The following is an 18,059-nucleotide window of genomic DNA, read 5'->3' as shown; positions in this document are numbered from 1 at the left end:
GCTGGCCCGTCGGGCTGCTTCAGCTGTCCTTGCGACGCAGTTGGTCCAAGGCCACGGCCAGCAGCAAGATGCTGCCGCGCACCATGTACTGGTAGAAGGCGTCGATATTGAGCAGGTTCATCGCGTTTTGCACCGTGCCCATGATGAGCACGCCCACCACCATGCCCGAGATGCTGGCGCGGCCGCCCATCAGCGAGACACCGCCCAGCACGCAGGCCGAGATCACATTGAGCTCGAAGCCCTGGGCCGCATTGGGCTGGCCGCTGGTGATGCGCGCCGCCAGGATGACGCCGGCCGCCGCCGCCACCACACCCTGGATCAGGAAGATGGTGATGCGCACGCGGGCCACGTGGATGCCGGCCAGGCGGGCGGCTTCGGGGTTGCCGCCGATGGCCAGGGTGTTGCGGCCGTAGACCGTGCGGTTGAGCAGCAGGGCGAACAAGGCCACGCAGGCGATGGTGATCCAGACCGGCACCGGCAGGCCCAGCCAGAAGGCATTGCCGAGCTCAAAGAAGGCATCAGCCGAGATGCCCACGGCCTGGCCGCCCGCGGTGATGAAGGCCAGGCCGCGCACGATCTCCATGGTGGCCAGGGTGGTGATCAGGGCGTTGATCTTCCAGCGCGCGATCACCACGCCATTGACCCAGCCGATCACGGCGCCGGCCGCCAGGGCTGCAGCAATGCCCAGGGCGATGCTCTCGGTCTGGTTGATCACGGTGGCGCAGAGCACGCCGGCCAGTGCCACGGTGGAGCCGATGGACAGGTCGAAGTCGCGCGAGGCGATGCAGAAGGTCATGGCGCAGGCCACCATGCCGATCTGCGAGACCGACAGGGCCAGGCCGATCATGTTCGGCACACTGAAGAAATACTCCACCGTCAGCGAGAGCACGCCGAAGAGCAGGGCGAAGATCAGCAGCAGGCTGTGCTCGTCCAGCAGGCGCAGCAGGGTCTTTCGGCGGGCGGGGGAGGCGGCTTGCATGGGCTCTGGCATGGGCGTGGAAGACAAAGAGTCGGTGCTCGTGTTCATCGGGGTCGATTCAGGATTCGGTGACAGTCGAGATCAGGGCTTCAGGCCGCTTGCGCTTCTGGGCGGGCGCCGCCATCGGGCAGGGCCAGGGCCAGCACCCGGGCCTCGTTGGCTTCGCCACGGGCCAGGCTGCCGGCGATGCGGCCCTGGCGCATGACCAGCACCCGGTCGGCCAGGCCCAGCACCTCGGGCAGCTCGCTGGAGACCACGACGATGGCCACGCCGCGTGCGGCCAGCTCATGCAGCACCTCGTAGATTTCGCTCTTGGCGCCGATGTCGATGCCGCGGGTGGGCTCGTCGATGATCAGCACCTTGAGCTCGCGCTCGGCCAGCCAGCGTGCCAGGATGGCTTTTTGCTGGTTGCCGCCCGAGAGCAGGCGGATCTCCTGCGCCGGGCTGGGCGTCTTGATGCGCAGGCGGGCGATGAACTCGGCCGCCACCTCGGCCTCGCGCCGGGCGTTGATCAGCAGGCCCGGCGTGTTGCGCCGGCAGCTGAGGTTGATGTTCTCGGCCACCGAGCGGCAGCCGATGATGCCCTGCTCCTTGCGGTCCTCGGGGCAGAACATCAGGCCGGCGGCGATGGAGCTTGCGACCGAATCTCCGCGCATCAACTCACCGTCCAGCCATACCTGGCCGCTGCGGCGCGGGTCGGCGCCGAAGACCAGGCGCATCAGCTCGCTGCGGCCCGCACCCATCAGGCCGAAGAAGCCGACGATCTCGCCGGCGGCGACCTCGAAGCTGGCCGGCTCGGGCAGGCTGCGGCCGCTGAGCTGCTGCACTTGCAGGCGCGGCTTGCGTGCAGGGGTTTCGTGAGCTGCCACGGCTTGCTTTTTCCTGCTGCTGCCGAACACATCCTGGATCTCGCGGCCCACCATGGCCTGCACCAGCTGATCGCGGCTGATGCCTTGCAGGCTGGCGAAGCGGCCGACCGAGCGGCCGTCGCGCAGCACGCTGGCGCCGTCGCAGAGGGCGAAGATTTCATCCAGGCGGTGCGACACATAAATCAGCACCTTGCCCTGATCGCGCAGCTCGCGCACCAGGCGGAACAGGGTTTCGGTCTCGCTGTGCGAGAGCGAGCTGGTCGGCTCGTCCAGCGCGATCACGCGCGCATCGCGCAGCACCGCCTTGCAGATCTCCACCATCTGGCGCTGGCCGATGGAGAGCTCGATCATGCGGGCGTCCAGGTCGAGCGCGATGCCGATGCGGGCCAACTGGGCACGCATCTGCGCGTGCGCTTCGGCAAAGCGCACGAATCCCCAGCGCTGCGGCAGTCGGCCCAGCCAGAGGTTCTCCAGCACCGTCATCTCGGGGATGTATTGCAGCTCCTGGTGGATGACGGCAATGCCCTGGTTCAGCGCATCGGCCGCACTCTTGAACTGCAGGGTCTGGCCGGCGAACTGCAGGCTGCCGCCATCGGGGCGCAGCTCGCCGCCGAGGATTTTCAGCAGCGTGCTCTTGCCCGCGCCGTTCTCGCCCAGCAGGGCATGAACCTGGCCGGCCGGGATGTCGAGGTCCACGCCGCCCAGGGCACGCACGCCGGGAAAGGATTTGCTGAGCGCGCGGATGTGCAGGTCCTGCTTCATGAGGTCACAGGCCCAGGCTGGTTCGCACCTGCTTGAAATTGGCGCGGTCGGCCAGGGTGCCGCTGGTCAGGGTCAGCTTGGGGGGCTCCTTGCCGTTCTTGATCCAGTCGAACATGGCGACCGCCGTGTCATAGCCGTGCTTGCGCGGGCTCAGCATCACGGTGGCGACGAAGCCGGTGGGCTCGGCCTTGGCGAACTCGTTGACGGCCGATTGGCTGCCGCCGATGCCCACGCCGATCACGCTGGCGGCCTTGAAGCCCTTGCCCTCGCTGGCGCGCACGCCGCCGAGCACGGCCTCGTCATTGGGGCCGAAGACCAGCCACTGCTTGAACTTGGGGTTCTGGGTCAGGGTCACGGTGGCGGCGTTGAAGGCGTTCTCGGTGTCGGCCTTGGGCATGGGGGCGCTGACAATGTTGGCGGCCGGCAGGCCGGCCTGGGTCAGCACGGCGCTGCTGCCATCGGTGCGTTCCTTGGAGGTGCTGAGCTGGTCGTAGGTGACGCGCAGGGCGCCAACCTCGGCCAGCTTCCAGCCGCGCTTTTTCACTTCGGCCAGCAAGGCCTCGCCGACCTGGGCGCCGATGGCGCTGGCCGAGATGCCGACATGGGCAATCGCCTCGATCGGCTTGCCGGCGCCGTTGACCAGGCGGTCGTCCACGCTGATCAGCTTGAGATTGGCCTGGCGTGCCCGTGCCTGCAGGGCCGGGCCCAGCTTCACATCGGGGGCGCAGACGATCATGCCCTGAGCGCGCTGGGCGGCCAGGTTGTCGATGGCGGAGAGCAGCTTGTCGCCATCGGGCGCGGCGATCTTGATCAGGGTGAAGCCCTTGTCCTTGGCGGCCTGCTCGGCATGGCGCCACTCGTCCTGGAACCAGGGCTCGTCGACCTGCTTGATGATGAAACCGATCTTGACCGGCGAAGCGGCATCGGCGGCCAGGGCGGCTGTGCTCAGCAGGCCCGCAGAGAGCAGGGCGGCGCAGCCGGCCGCCAGGGCCAGGCGGCGGCAGATGGTGCGGCGGGCTGGGGGCAGAGGCAGCGCAGTGGCGGCGTCAGGGCTCGGGGTGGCGGTCGGTTTCATCGCATGTCTCCTCGGGGTCGGGCCTGCGGGCCCATGGCGTCTGGATGGTTGGGGCGGGTGCTTCTTGCGCTGTGGCGCCCGCGAGCCGGGGCCGCAGGCGCAGAGGGCTGGCACGCAGGCCGGAGTTTCGTCTCTTTTGCGACCCGCGCCCGGCACTTCACCCGCAATGCTTCTGTTTAGTGCTTGTTTCTTTCGAAACGAAACCTTTAACTTTCGAAATTGCGGGCCAATTGCCGTCTTGTGGCAGCGACATCGGCTCAGAACAAAACTTTCGAAGCAAGAATGTATCAATAAAAATCTTTCTTTTCACAAGTCCGGCAAGAATTTCTGCTAGTGGTTTCTACTGAATTTGTCTTTTTCGCAGGGGTATTGCTGGTTTTCTTCGTTGACATCTTGCTTTGTGCTGCATAGAGTCTTTCCATTGCTTTCGATTTGCGCAATCGAGCGAGGGGCTCGCGGCGCAGACGGACAGGGCCGTTCACCCGGGCGGCCTCACCCCCACACCGCAAACCCGGCCGCGCCAGTTCCAAAGGCGGCAGCGAGGATTTGCAGGACGTCGTTGATTCAGAGGGATATGCAGATGGTCAAGAACCGCTCACCGCAGCCGACGCTGCCAAGCCATGCGCCAAGCACCGCGCTGCGGACGCCGGCCTTGGCCCTGGCTGTGCTCCAGGTCTGCGGTGGCCTGCTGCTGGCGGCGGCTGAGGTGGCGGCGGCGCCGCTGGGTGCGCTGCGCGAGATTCAGGCCGTGCCGGCTTCCGCCACGCCGGCGCCGGGCGAAGGCCTGCAGCAGTGGGATCTGCGCACCGACAGCAAGATGCGTCTGCGCATCAGCCTGCTCAAGCCCGATGTGCTGCGCCTCTGGGCCGGGGCCAAGGATCAGCTGCAGTCCGCCGGTGACAAGGCGGCGCCCATCGTCATCGAGACCCTCAGCCAGCCGGTGGCCCACAGCTGGAGCGATCAGGGCGACCACCACCTGCTCAAGACCGAGGCCCTGGCCCTGCGCGTCTACAAAAAGCCCTTGCGCCTGGCGCTGTACAAGGCCGACAACCGCAGCCTGCTCTGGCAGGAAACCCAAAGCCTGGACATCGCCGACAAGCTCAGCGTGCAGACCTTGAGCAGCCAGAAGGACGAACGCTTCTTCGGCGGTGGCCAGCAGAATGGCCGTTATGAGTTCAAGGGCAAGCAGCTCGAGGTGTCCTACTCGGGCGGCTGGGAAGAGGGCGATCGGCCCAGCCCCGCGCCTTTTTTGATGAGCTCGCGCGGCTGGGGCATGCTGCGCAACACCTGGAGCGACGGCAGCTACGACCTGCGCTCGCCCGAGCAGATCTCGCTCCAACACAAAGAGGGCCGCTTCGACGCCTTCTTCTTCGTCGGCCCCAGCATTCGCGAGGTGCTGGCCCGCTACACCGAGCTGACCGGCCGCGCCCGCCTGCTGCCACGCTGGGCCTACGAATATGGTGACGCCGATTGCTACAACGACGGCGACAACGTCAAGAAGCCCGGCACTGTGCCCAAGGGCTGGAGTGATGGCCCGACTGGCAAGACACCCGATGTGCTGAACTCGGTGGCGCGCAAGTACCGCGAGCACGACATGCCCGGCGGCTGGATCCTGCCCAACGACGGCTATGGCTGCGGCTACACCGACCTGCCCGATGTTGTGAAGGGCCTGGCCGATCTGGGCTTCCGCACCGGCTTGTGGACCGAGAACGGCGTGGACAAGATCAAGTGGGAAGTCGGCACGGCCGGCAGCCGCGCGCAAAAGCTGGACGTGGCCTGGACCGGCCAGGGCTACCAGTTCGCCATGGATGCCAACCAGTCGGCTTTCAATGGCATTCTGGACAACTCCGACGCGCGGCCTTTTTTGTGGACCGTGATGGGCTGGGCCGGAATCCAGCGCTATGCCGTGACCTGGACCGGCGACCAGAGCAGCAGCTGGGACTACATCCGCTGGCACATCCCGACCTTGATCGGCTCTGGCCTTTCGGGCCAGGTCTATGCCACCGGCGACGTGGACGCCATCTTCGGCGGCAGCCCCGAGACTTACACCCGCGACCTGCAATGGAAGGCCTTCACCCCGGTGTTGATGGGCATGAGTGGCTGGGCCGAGGCGGCGCGCAAGCACCCCTGGGCCTACGATGAGCCCTACCGCAGCATCAACCGCAAATACCTGAAGCTCAAGATGCGGCTGATGCCCTATATGTACACCCTGGCCCATGAGGCCGAGGTCAGCGGCGCGCCCCTGGTGCGCGGCCTGATGTGGGACCACCCGCAAGACCCGGCTGCCTTCACCGAGGCGCACAAATACCAGTTCCTGCTCGGCCGTGATCTGCTGGTGGCGCCGGTCTTTCGCAGCCAGGCCGCCTCGGGCGGCTGGCGCAAGAACATCCACCTGCCGCAAGGCCTGTGGTTCGACTATTGGGACGGCCGCAGCGTCCGTGCACCGGAAGCCGGCCGCACGATCGACCTGCAGGTCGGCCTGGACAAGCTGCCCGTCTTTGTGCGCGGCGGCGCCATCCTGCCGCTCTACCCGGAAAGCCTGTACGACGGCGAAAAGCCCAAGGACGAGCTGGGCCTGGACCTCTATCCCCACGGTGAATCGAGCTTCACTTTGTACGAGGACGATGGCCTGACCCGCCAGTACCGCGAGCAGGGCAAGAGCAGCCGACAGCGCATCCGCATGAGTGCGCCGCTGGACGGCGCCGGCGATGTGCGGGTGGAGGTCGGCGTGGTCGAGGGCGAGTACGCCGGCCAGCTGGCGCAGCGCCGCCTGGCCTTGAGCGTGCACACCCGCGTCAAGCCGGCGTCCGTGGAATTGGGCGCTCAGCTTCTGCCCGAACTGCCCGATGCCCAGTCCTTGCAAGCGGCCAGCCAGGGCTGGTTCTTCGATGCGGCCGACCGCTTCGGCACGGTGCAGATCAAGACCGGCCCGCGCTCCATCCGCCAGCCGGCCAGCTTCCTGCTGAAGATCGCTGCGGGCAGCGTGCTGGCCGGCAGCGAGGATTTCCCGGCCGCCCCGGTGCTGGGCCGCCAGGTGCCGGTGGACAGCCTGACCGTGGTCAACCGCCCGGCCGAAGAGCCGGGCCACAGCATCGAGCGTGCCTTCGACGGCAAGCCCGAGACCTGGTTCCGCACCACCCGCAACCAGGCCATGAAGGCCGGGCCGCATGAGTGGGTGCTGGGCCTGGGCGAGCGCCGCCTGATCGACGGCATCGAGCTCGCGCCGCGCAATGACAAGAACTGGAAGTACGGCCAGGTTCGCGACTTCGAGGTTTACATGGGCGACAACAACGGCGACTGGGGTGCCCCAGTGCTGGCCGGCCGCCTGCCGCTGAAGGAGGGCCTGCAGACCCTCCACTTCCCCAAGCCGGCCGCCGGCCGCCTGCTGCGTTTCCGCGTGCTGAGCACGCACAACAAGGTGGCCGATGCCGCTGCTGACGGGGCCGCTGCCGAAACGGGCGGCGAAGCAGCTGCCAAAGCCTTCAATGCCTTGCTGCCCAGCGAGGTCGAGCCCATCGCCTTGTCGGAGTTCCATGTGCTCGAACATCGCGCTGCCGAAGGTGCAGCCGAGCAGCAGCGTTACCTTTCCGAGCTGCCGGCCGTCGGCGCCGCACGCCGCGACCGACCTGCCAGCGCCGCCGCGCAGATGCGCATGAACGGCCTGCAGTTCCACAAGGGCTTGGGCGTGGGCGCCAGCAGCCGCCTGGACTTCAGCCTCAGCGGCAGCTGGAACCTGTTCCGCGCCGACCTCGGTGTGGACGACAGCTGCCGCAGCTTTGGCGGCCTGCAGTTCCAGGTCTGGGGCGATGGCCGCCTGCTCTACGACAGCGGCCGCATCCAGGCACCGGCCGTGGTCAAACCCGAACTCGATGTGCGGGGGCTCAAACATCTGAGCCTGCGCACCTTGGGCGCCACCGGCAGCCAGGCCCACAAGGTCTGCGCCAACTGGGCCAATGCTTCCTTGCTGGGCTTGGAAGGCGCCACCGTGAGTTTCGACGCAACGCCCTCAAGGCCGTCGCGAGCGGAAAACGCAGCACCGCGCTGACGACCCAGCCAGTACCGACCCCACCCCCCCTTCACTGACCCCTGTTCGTTGGCAGAAAAGAGGCCAGCCGCGTTGCGGCGTGCCCAAACCTTGGAGATGAGACGATGAGAAAAACGACAAAACTGGTGGCCGTCCTGGCCGCAGCCGGCCTGGCGTCCTGGGCCCAAGCCCAAACCGCGAACCCGAGCAACAAAGAAGCGGGCGAGAAGCTCGACCGCGTCGAGGTGACCGGCTCCAGCATCAAGCGCATCAACGCCGAGACCGCCTCGCCGGTGCAGGTGGTGGACGCCAAGCAGATCGAGAACATGGGCGCCAAGACCCTGCAGCAGGTGCTGGAAAACCTGCCCGCCAATATGCCGGCGCTGCAGGACTTCCGCTCCATGTTCACCGGCACCGACGGCGCGTCTCAGGCCAATCTTCGTGGCCTGGGTGCGCAGGGCACGCTGATGCTGCTGAACGGCCGCCGCCTGTCCTTCTACGGTGCGCCGGATGGCTTCCAGACCCAGTTCGTCAATATCGACACGATTCCAGCGGCCGCCATCGAGCGCATGGAAATCCTGACCGACGGCGCCTCGGCTGTTTACGGCTCGGATGCCGTGGCGGGCGTGATCAATGTGATCACCAAGAAGGAGTTCACCGGCCTGCAGCTGAGTGCCAACACCGAAAGCTCGCAGCGCATCAAAGCCTACGGTCAGCATTCGGCCAGCGCGATGTTCGGCTTTGGCGATCTGGCGCGCGACAAGTTCAATGTCTACGGCTCAGTCAATCTCTACAAGCGTGACACCGTGTCACCCCAGGACACGCTGGACAAGCGCCCGGCCGGCTACTACATCGACAACCCGAACTACATCAAGAACTTCCGCATCAGCGACGGCAGCACGCCGGGCGTGCTGAACCCGGGCACCTTGTTCGTGTTCGACAGCAAGAACACCCGCTCCAGCATGGCGGTGCCGGGCTGCACCAGCATCGTCACCACCGGCAGCAACACCAGCTGCGCGATCAACAACCTGCCTTACCAGCTGGCCGTGGTGGGCGCCTCCGACCGCGCCACCCTGTTCCTGAACGGCACCTATGCCGCCAGCCCCGACATGGAGTTCTTCGGCCAGGCCAACTACACCCACATCCAGCTTCACTCGATCAACCGCCCGGCTTTCTTCAACAGCGGCTCCAGCAGCAACTGGTTCTCGCGTGACACCGGCACCACGCTGAACACCTTCACCCAGCCTTTCCTGGGCCCCAACAACGTCTACAACAAGCTCACGCCTGAGCTCAAGGCCAAGATGGGCGGCGCCGCGGGCCTGACGTATTACTTGCTGGACGATCTGAACCACATTGGCCAGAAGAACGAGGACAACAGCTACCGGGTGCTGGGCGGCGTGCGCGGCAGCTTCGGCAAATGGGACTACGAGTCGGCCTTCAGCCTGGCCGGCAGCCACTCGACCCTGTTCCAGACCATCAACACCAGCAAGAAGGGCTTCGAGAAGGCCTTCGGTCCCTACACCGTCGATCCGGTCACCAAGCGCACCTATATTGCCGACAATCCGGCCTACAAGTTCGGCGAGATCAGCGCATCCAATGCGGCCCTGCTGCGTGAAGCCTTCCCGACCTTCGACATCCATTCCTGGACCCGTCTGGCCACCTGGGACGGCAAGGTCGAGGGCGAGGTTGCCCAGCTCAGCGCGGGCGCCGTGCGTGCGGCTTTCGGTGCCCAGCTGATGCGTGAGGAGTTCTACACCCCGGGTAACCCGGCGGCAGCGGCCGGTGACATCACCCAGCAGGGCGGCTCCTGGTTCAAGGGCGAGCGCAATGTGGCGGCGCTGTTCAGCGAAGCCATCGTGCCCTTGAGCAAGAACCTGGAGATGGACGCTGCCGTGCGTCTGGACAAATACCCCAACTTCGCTGCCAATCTGGCGCCCAAGGTGGGCCTGAAGTACCGAGCCATGCCCGAACTGCTGCTGCGCGGCACCTATTCGGAAGGCTTCCGTGCGCCCAATCTGGCGGAGTCCGGCAACGGTGGCGTCTATGCCCAGACCGTGGTGCGCGACGAACTGCGCTGCAAGCAGACCGATGCAATCGCCAATCTGCTGAAGAGCTCCACGGTGGCTTCCGAGCGCGAGCGCGGCACCCAGCTCTTCAACAGCAACTGCAGCACCGTGGTCGGAGGCATGACCCCGCCCAATCCCAATCTGCAACCCGAGAAGGCCAAGATCTCCACCCTGGGGATCGTGCTGGAGCCGCACAAGGACTTCAATGTCTCGGCCGACTATTTCTTCGTCTACCGCCGCAACGAGATCGTGCGTGAGGACTTCGGCCGTTTGTTCCGCGAGGCGGTCGAGAAGTATGGCCCGAGCCTGGAGGGCGCACCCAATGCCCAGCGCGTGCCACTGTCAGACGCCGACAAGGCCGTGATGGCTGAAGCGGCCGCCATGTGCGCCAACCCGGCCAATGCCGCAGCCTGCGCCGCCGGCGTGCCCAAGTACACGGTCGGCAACCTGGCCGGCCTGGTCAACAAGTACCTGAATCGCGGCCGCACCCTGGTGGATGGCTTTGACCTGGACGCTCAGGGCCGCTTCAGCCTGGGTGACTACGGCCGCCTGGGTCTGGGCATCAAGACCACCATCATGAACCGCACCATCTACAACTACGACGATGGTGAGGGCTGGTCGGGCAACTACATCGGCCTGCACAGCAACCCCAAGGTCACGGCCACGCTGAATGCTGACTGGAAGTACCGGGACTTCACGACCAGCGTCTTCGTCAACTACACCGGCACCCGCAAGTGGGCCGACTACCCGGGCGACGAGACCTACACGCCGGAAGCTTGCGCGACCAAGGGTGGCGCCCTGACCGCGGACGATTGCCGCCGCGGCATTCCGTCCTACACCACGGTCAATCTGTCGCTGAACTGGACGCCGATCAAGCACCTGAACCTGGGCCTGAACGTCAAGAACCTGTTCAACCGCCAGCCCTACTACGACCCCAACGGCTGGGAAGGCTATGACCACCGCTACAACATCTACGGCCGCATGTTGAGCCTGTCCGCCAGCTACAAGTTCTGGTGATCTGGTGTGGCCGGGGCAGTGCCCCGGCCCGCCTTCCTGTTTCTCGACGTGCCCGGCTTGTGCCACGGACGTCTGTTGCGAGAACTGCCATGTCAGACTTTCGATCTCTGTTGCCTCGTGCGCTGCTGCTGAGCGCCTGTCTCGGCCTGAGCGCCATGGCCCAGGCGGCGGCCTTGATGCCCGCCCCGGGCTCGGCCGCCGTGGCCAAGCTGGCCCCAACACGTGTGGCCCTAGCCGGAAACGCCTTCATCACCAGCGCCGCGCCCGATGCGCCCGAGTGGATCTCCTACAACGAGGGGCTGATGGATTGGCGCGATGCCCGCACCGTCATCAGCAGCTGGGTTCGTGTGGCCCAGCCCGGCAAGTTCAAGATCAGCCTCAAGGGCACGGTGCCGGCGGGCAGCGTCAGCCAGGTGCGGGTCTCGGCCCTGGGCAAGTCATTCAATCTGCGCCTGACGCCGACGGCCGGCCCCTTCAACACCCTGGCCACCATCGATGTGCCGCAGGCCGGCTACGTGAAGATCGACGTGCAGGGCATCAGCCGCACCGGGCCTGAGTTTGCGCAGCTTCAGGCCATCGAGCTCAGCGGCACGGCAGCGGCCGGCCTGGTCTATGCCAACCTCGATGCCGACTGGGGCTATTACTGGTCGCGCCGTGGGCCCTCGGTGCACATGAGCTACAGCACGCCGGCCCACACCGAGTACCTCTACAACGAGCTGACCATTCCCGTCGGCGAGGATGCCGTGGGCTCCTACTTCATGGCCAATGGCTTTGGCGAAGGCTACTTCGGCATCCAGGTCAAGGAAGAGGAGCGCTGGGTGCTGTTCTCCGTCTGGGATGCCGACAGCGGCAAGACCACCTTGGTGAAGAAGGGCCCCGAGGTCGTCAGCAATGAGTTCGGCGGTGAGGGCACGGGCGGCCAAAGCTATCTGGTCTACCCCTGGAAGGCCGGCACCACCTATCCCTTCATCACCCGTGTGCGTCCGGACGGCCAGGGCAACACTTTGTACTCGTCCTGGTTCTACGCGGTGGAGCAGGGCCAGTGGCGTTTCATCGCCACCTGGAAGCGCCCGGCCACCAACACCTGGCTGACCGGCGCCCATTCCTTCTGCGAGAACTTCATCGACACCAACGGCTTCGCTGGCCGCAAGATGCTGATGGGCCAGCAATGGGCCGTCAACAAGAGCGGCGCCTGGACCGAGCTGAACAAGGGCTGGTTCACGGTGGACCCGACCGGCGGCAACCGCCAGCGCCTGGACTTTGCCGGGGGTGTCGATGCCAGCGGCCAGTTCTACCTGCGCAACGGCGGCTTCTTCAACGCCACCGTGCCCGCCAATCAATCCTTCACCCGCCCGCTGGGCGGCAAGAAGCCCACGGTGGACCTGAGCGCCTTGCCCGAATGAAGGCCCGCCGAGGCAGGCTGGCGCCACAATGCGCCGGTGCCTTCGGCTGACCGCGCCCACCGACATTCCTCCCTTTTTCTTTTCCTCATGCACGCACGCACCATGCAACGCCGCCACTTTCTTTCCTCCAGTTCCGCCGCCCTGGGCGCCGCCAGCCTGAGCACCCTGATGCCCACCGCCCGCGCCGCCGGCCGGGAACGCCTGCGCCTGGGCCTGATCGGCACCGGCATGCGGGGCCAGGTCTTGCTGACCGAGCTGCTGCGCCGCGACGATGTCGAGGTGGTGGCCCTGTGTGACATCGAGCCCATCATGCTGGGCCGTGCGCTGGCCATGGTGGAGCGCTTCAAGAAAGCCAAGCCGCAGACCTACGGCGAGAGCGGCGACAAGCTTGCCTACCGCAAGCTGCTGGAGCAAAAAGGCTTGGACGGCGTCATCATCGCCACGCCCTGGGAGCTGCATGCCTCCATGGCCATCGATGCGATGAATGCCAAGGTGCCGGTCGGCTGCGAGGTGGTGGCCGGCATCACCCTGCAAGACCATTGGGACGTGCTGCGCACGCAGCAGCGCACTGGCACGCCCTACATGCTGCTGGAAAACGTCTGCTACCGCCGCGATGTGATGGCCGTGCTGCAGATGGTGCGTGCCGGCCTGTTCGGTGAGCTGGTGCATCTGCAGGGCGGCTACCAGCATGATCTGCGCGCGGTCAAGTTCAACAACGGCGATCCGAACAAGCCTTACGGCAGCGGCGTGGAGTTCGGCGCCAAGGGCTGGAGCGAGGCGCGCTGGCGCACCGAGCATTCGGTGCAGCGCAATGGCGAGCTCTACCCCAGCCACGGCATCGGCCCCTGCGCCATGTATGCCAACATCCACCGCGGCAACCGCTTCACCCACATCAATGCCTTTGCCAGCAAGGCCCGGGGCTTGAACGACTACATCAGCAAGAAGATGGGTGCCAAGGACCACCCCAGCGCCAAGGTGAAGTTCAAGCTCGGCGATGTGGTCACCACCACCCTGGCCTGCGAGAACGGCGAGACCATCATCCTGCAGCACGACACCTCGCTGCCGCGCCCTTACTCGCTGGGCTTCCGCGTGCAGGGCACCGATGGCCTGTGGATGGACCTGAACCATTCCATCCACATCGAAGGCATCAGCAAGCCCCACCAGTGGGAGGACTTCAAGGCCTACCAGGACAAGTTCGATCACCCGCTGTGGAAGAAGTACGCGGCCAAGGCCGAAGGCGCTGGCCATGGCGGCATGGACTTCTTTGTCGTTCACGCCTTTGTCGAAGCGCTCAAGGCCAATGCGCCCATGCCCATTGACATCTACGACGCCGTCGCCTGGAGCGCGATCACGCCGCTGTCCGAGCAGTCCATCGCCGAGGGCTTCAAGACCCTGGCCTTTCCGGACTTCACCGAAGGCCTGTGGAAGACGCGCAAGCCCATCTTCGCCTTCGACGACAAGTACTGAGCCGCCGCATGAGCAGCCACCCGCGCCGCAGATCCTGGATCGCCGGCCTGCTGGCGCTGGCCCTGGCAGGCTCGATTTCTTCCCCAGCCTGGAGCGCGCCCGCGCGCTTCGAGCTGGGCCGGGACGAGTTCCTGCTGAATGGCCAGCCCACCCAGCTGATCGGCTGCGAGATGCACCCCGCGCGCATCCCGCCCGAGTACTGGCAGCACCGCCTGCGCATGGCGCGCGCCATGGGCTGCAATGCGGTGCCGATCTATTTGTTCTGGAATCAGCACGAGGCGCGGCCGGGCCGCTTTGATTTCAAGACCGGCAGCCGCGACATCGCGCGTTTCGCCCGCCTGGCCCAGGCCGAGGGTTTGCTGGTGCTGCTGCGTCCCGGGCCTTACGTCTGTGGTGAATGGGATCTGGGCGGATTGCCGCCCTATCTGCTGGCCCATGCGGACATCGGCCTGCGTGGCCAGGACCCGCGCTATCTGCAGGCGGTGACGCGTTATGTGCGCGCTGTCTCCCGGGCGTTGGCGCCGCTGCAGATCCAGCGCGGCGGGCCGATCGCCATGCTGCAGATCGAGAACGAATACGGCAGCTACGCCAATGACCGCGGCTATCTCAAACGCTTGGCCGCGCTGTGGCGCGCCGAGGGCTGGCAGATTCCGTTCTATACCGCCGACGGCCCGACCGCCCAGATGCTGGACGCCGGCAGCCTGCCCGGCGTGGCCGTGGGCCTGGATTCGGGCAGCGAGCCGGCTCACTTCGAGCTGGCTCAGCGCATCAACCCCGGCGTGCCGGTGTTCAGCAGCGAAACCTATCCCGGCTGGCTGACTCACTGGGGCGAGGCCTGGGCGCGGCCCGAGCTCGAGCCTTTGTTGAAGGAGGTGGATTTCCTGCTGCGCGCGGGCAAGTCCTTCAGCTTCTACGTCGCCCACGGTGGCAGCAATTTCGGCTTCACCGCCGGCGCCAACTCAGGCGGCAAGGGCTATGAGCCCGATGTCACCAGCTACGACTACGACGCGCCGATCGACGAGCAGGGGCGGCCGCGCGCCAAGTACTTCCAGCTGCGCGAGCGCATCGCGGCCCTGCGCCAGGATCGCAGCCCTTTGCCCGAATTGCCTGCACCGATCCCGGTGATGAGCCTGCCGGCCCTGCAACTGGAGCCGCATGCCTCGCTCTGGCAACACCTGCCCCCAGCACGGCGCAGCTCGCATCCCAAGACCTTCGAAGCCCTGAGCCATGAGCAGGGCTTGATGCTCTACCGCACCCGCCTGGTCGGCGCGCGCAGCGGCAAGCTGGTCCTGCATGGTTTGCATGACCTGGCCAGTGTGTATCTGGATGGCCGCTTGATCGGCCACCTCGACCGCCGCCTGGGTGAGAACAGCCTGGAGCTGCCCGCCAGCGAGGCGGCCGAGCCGCTGCTGGAGATCCTGGTCGAGGCCATGGGCCGCATCAACTTCGGCCCGCTGCTGGTCGACCGCAAAGGCATCACCGAACGGGTAAGCCTCAACGGCATGACCTTGCTGGGCTGGGACCACCACCCGCTGCCTCTGCGCGAGCGCTGGGTGCAGGGGTTGCCGCCCGCGGCGTCTGCGGCGGCGCTGGACCCGCGACCGGGTCGTTTCTTCAAGGCCAGTTTCGAGATCGCTGGCAGGCCGGCCGACACCTTTCTGGACTTGTCCCAGTTCGGCAAAGGCATGGTCTGGGTCAACGGCCACAACCTCGGCCGCTACTGGGCCATCGGCCCGCAGCAGCGGCTCTACCTGCCCGCACCCTGGCTGCGGCAGGGGCGCAACGAGCTGATCGTGCTGGACCTGCGCTCGACCGCGGGTGGGTCGGTCAGTGGGTGGGAGGCGATGAATCCCTGAAGCGCAAGCACGAGCGTTCTGCGTCGTGCAGCCTTCCAAGGTCGGCGGGTTTCAGTGGGCCTGAATCCAGGCCAGGCCTTCGGCCGTGGCGTAGCGGATGGCGGCGCGCGGGCTGTGGAAGCTGGGGGTGAATCGCATCACGCGGTCGTGGCTGGCCATGCCTTGGCCCGAGCGGATGGAGACGGAGGCGGCAAAGCTGCCATCCGATTGCGGCTTGATCATGGGTGACACCAGGTACTTGCCGACTTCGATGCTGTGCTTGTTTTGCATATTGTTTTTTTCTTGCGGTGCGGCGGGCTTGGGGCCCGTGCCGCCAGTTTCGGAATGAGAAAGAAGAACTCAGACCAAGGAGTACGGAAAAGCGTTCGAAACAGGGGAGGGGAGCTTGCTACGGCATGTTGGGGCATGCAGTGGATCGAGAGTCCTCAAGGTCTCCATCGATCTCAGGGCTGGGCTTGGGATGCCCGGCTTGGCTTGAGGTGCTCGGCCATGGCGAGGCCGCCTCAGCCTGCCATCATCGGCAGGGCTTGTCGGGTTCAGTGCTTGCGCTTTGACTGAATGAGCAGCAAAGCGCGCTGCTGGCCAGACTTGTCTTCTTCGTTTGTTTTTCTACTTCTTGGTGTTGCGTCTTTTGCGAGTCGGGTCAGAAGCCCTGGTGTCGCAAAAAACAATGGGTTGACGCTTGCACGCCAACCCATCAGGTGAGCGGCGCCCGAGGGCACCACTCGCCGGGCTCAATTACAGAGCGCGGATGTTCGAAGCTTGCAGACCCTTGGGGCCTTGCTTGACTTCGAATTCAACCTTTTGGTTTTCGGCCAGGGTGCGGAAGCCGCCGTTGTTGCGGATTTCGCTGTGGTGGGCGAACAGGTCCTTGGAGCCGTCTTCAGGCGTGATGAAGCCGAAGCCCTTGCCGTCGTCGAACCATTTCACGGTGCCGGTTTGCAGTGTTGTCATGATGTGTTCCTTTTGAACAAATTAAAAATACTCCGTGGCTCGCGACAACGCAAAGCCTGCGGAGACAGAAACACTCAAGAACAGTCAAACGGGGAGTTGAAACTGAAGCGAGCCTGGCGCGACGAATGAAGCGAACGTACGGCGGGGCTGCAGATTGAAGACCTTGAAGAAACGGTCTTGTGCGTATCTATGCAGCTAATGTAGCACAGTTTGTCTGTCCCGCCCCGCGCTTTTTCTACCGAGGCCATATCCCGCTTGTTCTGCGTATGCGTAACTGGCAAGCTGCGCGGCTCCATGAAAACTGCTGTCTTTTTCTCATTTGGCAAGTGTCGCTTGCTTAGTCTCTTTCCTGCCCTTGCGATGGTAGGTCTGGCCACGGCCGTGTCGGCTGCGCCGGACGAGGAGCGCTTGGGCCGCAGCCTGGGCTACCCGGTGGGGCAGGCCAGCAACTGGTTCACCTCCGAGCTGGTGCGTGTGGGCTCGTTCACCCATCAGGCCGAGATCCCTGGGTTGATGAATGGCAGCGTGCATGAGCTGGCTCCCAGCTCCCAGGTGATGCCGCTGATGCGAAGCGCACGTGAGCCGGCGATCCGTTGGCATGTCGATGCGCTGCGCAATCTCAGTGTCGATGACTATCTGGCACGCCAACGCGTCATGGGGCTCTTGGTGATCAAGGACGGTGCTGTTCAGATTGAGCGTTATCAGTACCGCCGCAGTGCGCAGGACCGATTTCTCTCGAACTCCGTGGCCAAGTCCTTGGTGTCTCTTGCGATTGGCCTGGCTTTGCAAGATGGCAGTATCAAATCGATCGAAGATCCAGCCGAGCGGTACGTCAGCAGTCTGGCGCACAGCCAATTCGGACGTGTGAGTTTGAGGGATCTCTTGCGCATGGCCTCGGGCGCTCGTTTCAGTGAGCGCTATGACGGCAGCGATGATCTGGAGTACTTTGGGCGCGTGGCGGCCCGCGAAGGACTGGAGCTCGCGGCGCAGCAGATCAGTGAGCGCGCGGCTGAGCCCGGCCAGCGTTTCAACTATGCCAGCGCCGACACCATCGTCCTGACTCTGGTCCTGCGTGCGGCCACCGGAAGCAGCCTGAGTGATTATCTGCAGCGTCGACTCTGGCAGCCCATGGGCGCTGAGAGCTCCGCCTTGTGGCGCACCGACCGCCAGGGTGTCGAGATTGGCAGCGGCAACTTCAACGCCACGCTGCGCGACTACGGCCGTCTGGGCTGGCTTTTGGCCCATGACGGCCTGCGCCCGGATACCGGCCAGCAGGTGCTGCCACGCGAGTATGTGCAGGAGGCCACCGATGCCAGCCGCCATCCACCCCAGTTCGCGCCGGGCCAGGCCACGCCGTACTTCGGTTATGGCTATCAGTTCTGGACCTTCCCCGGGCGGGCACGACGCTTCGCCTTGCTGGGCGTGTATGGGCAGATGATTTTTGTCGATCCGGCGCTCAAGTTGGTGATGGTTCAAACCAGTGCCAACGCCAAGCCACGCGCGGGAGACACCAGCCTGGGGCGCGAGGCGGATGCCTTCTGGCGCGGCCTGGTCGCCCATTACGGTGGCAGTTGGTAAACCGAGGTT

11 protein-coding genes are annotated in these 18,059 nt (G+C 65.4%); 6 read left to right on the top strand and 5 right to left on the bottom strand.

Annotated elements, in window-relative coordinates:
- Nucleotides 1–19: 19 nt before the first annotated feature.
- From araH to AC1Q6P_RS07765, 3 genes are all read right to left on the bottom strand, one after another.
- Nucleotides 20–979, bottom strand: coding sequence for an L-arabinose ABC transporter permease AraH (gene araH / locus AC1Q6P_RS07775; protein ID WP_492663244.1), 960 nt, complete (start codon nucleotides 977–979; stop codon nucleotides 20–22).
- An 89-nt stretch (nucleotides 980–1,068) separates the two neighbouring features.
- A complete protein-coding gene (gene araG / locus AC1Q6P_RS07770) occupies nucleotides 1,069–2,610 on the bottom strand; it encodes an L-arabinose ABC transporter ATP-binding protein AraG (protein ID WP_492663189.1) in 1,542 nt (513 codons plus the stop codon).
- Between the two features lie 4 nt (nucleotides 2,611–2,614).
- The gene (locus AC1Q6P_RS07765) at nucleotides 2,615–3,616 is read right to left on the bottom strand and encodes an arabinose ABC transporter substrate-binding protein (RefSeq protein WP_492663245.1); all 1,002 of its coding nucleotides are present in this window, start codon (nucleotides 3,614–3,616) and stop codon (nucleotides 2,615–2,617) included.
- Nucleotides 3,617–4,265: 649 nt separating this feature from the next.
- Between AC1Q6P_RS07765 and AC1Q6P_RS07760 the strand changes: the two genes are divergently transcribed.
- From AC1Q6P_RS07760 to AC1Q6P_RS07740, 5 genes are all read left to right on the top strand, one after another.
- Entirely contained in the window at nucleotides 4,266–7,730 is a 3,465-nt protein-coding gene (locus AC1Q6P_RS07760; protein WP_492703129.1) for a TIM-barrel domain-containing protein, read from the top strand.
- 104 nt (nucleotides 7,731–7,834) lie between these two features.
- Nucleotides 7,835–10,792, top strand: a complete 2,958-nt coding sequence (locus tag AC1Q6P_RS07755) for a TonB-dependent receptor plug domain-containing protein (protein ID WP_492663191.1) — start codon at nucleotides 7,835–7,837, stop codon at nucleotides 10,790–10,792.
- An 89-nt stretch (nucleotides 10,793–10,881) separates the two neighbouring features.
- Entirely contained in the window at nucleotides 10,882–12,195 is a 1,314-nt protein-coding gene (locus tag AC1Q6P_RS07750) for a DUF3472 domain-containing protein (protein WP_492663192.1), read from the top strand.
- A 102-nt stretch (nucleotides 12,196–12,297) separates the two neighbouring features.
- Nucleotides 12,298–13,662 (top strand): Gfo/Idh/MocA family protein, encoded by a 1,365-nt coding sequence (locus tag AC1Q6P_RS07745; RefSeq protein ID WP_102770405.1) that lies wholly within the window; start codon nucleotides 12,298–12,300, stop codon nucleotides 13,660–13,662.
- An 8-nt stretch (nucleotides 13,663–13,670) separates the two neighbouring features.
- The gene (locus tag AC1Q6P_RS07740; protein ID WP_492663193.1) at nucleotides 13,671–15,518 is read left to right on the top strand and encodes a glycoside hydrolase family 35 protein; all 1,848 of its coding nucleotides are present in this window, start codon (nucleotides 13,671–13,673) and stop codon (nucleotides 15,516–15,518) included.
- A 51-nt stretch (nucleotides 15,519–15,569) separates the two neighbouring features.
- On the opposite strand, the gene AC1Q6P_RS07735 is transcribed toward AC1Q6P_RS07740, so the two are convergent.
- Nucleotides 15,570–15,788, bottom strand: a complete 219-nt coding sequence (locus AC1Q6P_RS07735) for a hypothetical protein (RefSeq protein WP_102769940.1) — start codon at nucleotides 15,786–15,788, stop codon at nucleotides 15,570–15,572.
- 468 nt (nucleotides 15,789–16,256) lie between these two features.
- Nucleotides 16,257–16,463 carry a cold-shock protein gene (locus AC1Q6P_RS07730; RefSeq protein ID WP_058720877.1) on the bottom strand — a complete coding sequence of 69 codons (207 nt, stop codon included), beginning with the start codon at nucleotides 16,461–16,463 and terminating at the stop codon, nucleotides 16,257–16,259.
- A gap of 369 nt (nucleotides 16,464–16,832) precedes the next feature.
- Here AC1Q6P_RS07730 and AC1Q6P_RS07725 point away from each other — a divergent pair, with 369 nt between their 5' ends.
- Nucleotides 16,833–18,050, top strand: coding sequence for a serine hydrolase domain-containing protein (locus AC1Q6P_RS07725; RefSeq protein ID WP_492663194.1), 1,218 nt, complete (start codon nucleotides 16,833–16,835; stop codon nucleotides 18,048–18,050).
- Nucleotides 18,051–18,059: the final 9 nt, after the last annotated feature.

The sequence above is a fragment of the Roseateles sp. GW835-FHT13E02 genome (assembly GCF_058794035.1).
Note: the sequence above shows the minus strand (reverse complement) of the source record. Positions and strands in the feature narration are given on the sequence as shown.

What these genes read in the sequence shown, in the direction of transcription:
- araH (WP_492663244.1), bottom strand. Translation starts at nt 979, where the DNA reads ATGCAAGCCGCCTCCCCCGCCCGCCGAAAGACCCTGCTGCGCCTGCTG.
- araG (WP_492663189.1), bottom strand. Translation starts at nt 2,610, where the DNA reads ATGAAGCAGGACCTGCACATCCGCGCGCTCAGCAAATCCTTTCCCGGC.
- AC1Q6P_RS07760 (WP_492703129.1), top strand. Translation starts at nt 4,266, where the DNA reads ATGGTCAAGAACCGCTCACCGCAGCCGACGCTGCCAAGCCATGCGCCA.
- AC1Q6P_RS07755 (WP_492663191.1), top strand. Translation starts at nt 7,835, where the DNA reads ATGAGAAAAACGACAAAACTGGTGGCCGTCCTGGCCGCAGCCGGCCTG.
- AC1Q6P_RS07750 (WP_492663192.1), top strand. Translation starts at nt 10,882, where the DNA reads ATGTCAGACTTTCGATCTCTGTTGCCTCGTGCGCTGCTGCTGAGCGCC.
- AC1Q6P_RS07745 (WP_102770405.1), top strand. Translation starts at nt 12,298, where the DNA reads ATGCAACGCCGCCACTTTCTTTCCTCCAGTTCCGCCGCCCTGGGCGCC.
- AC1Q6P_RS07740 (WP_492663193.1), top strand. Translation starts at nt 13,671, where the DNA reads ATGAGCAGCCACCCGCGCCGCAGATCCTGGATCGCCGGCCTGCTGGCG.
- AC1Q6P_RS07735 (WP_102769940.1), bottom strand. Translation starts at nt 15,788, where the DNA reads ATGCAAAACAAGCACAGCATCGAAGTCGGCAAGTACCTGGTGTCACCC.
- AC1Q6P_RS07725 (WP_492663194.1), top strand. Translation starts at nt 16,833, where the DNA reads ATGGTAGGTCTGGCCACGGCCGTGTCGGCTGCGCCGGACGAGGAGCGC.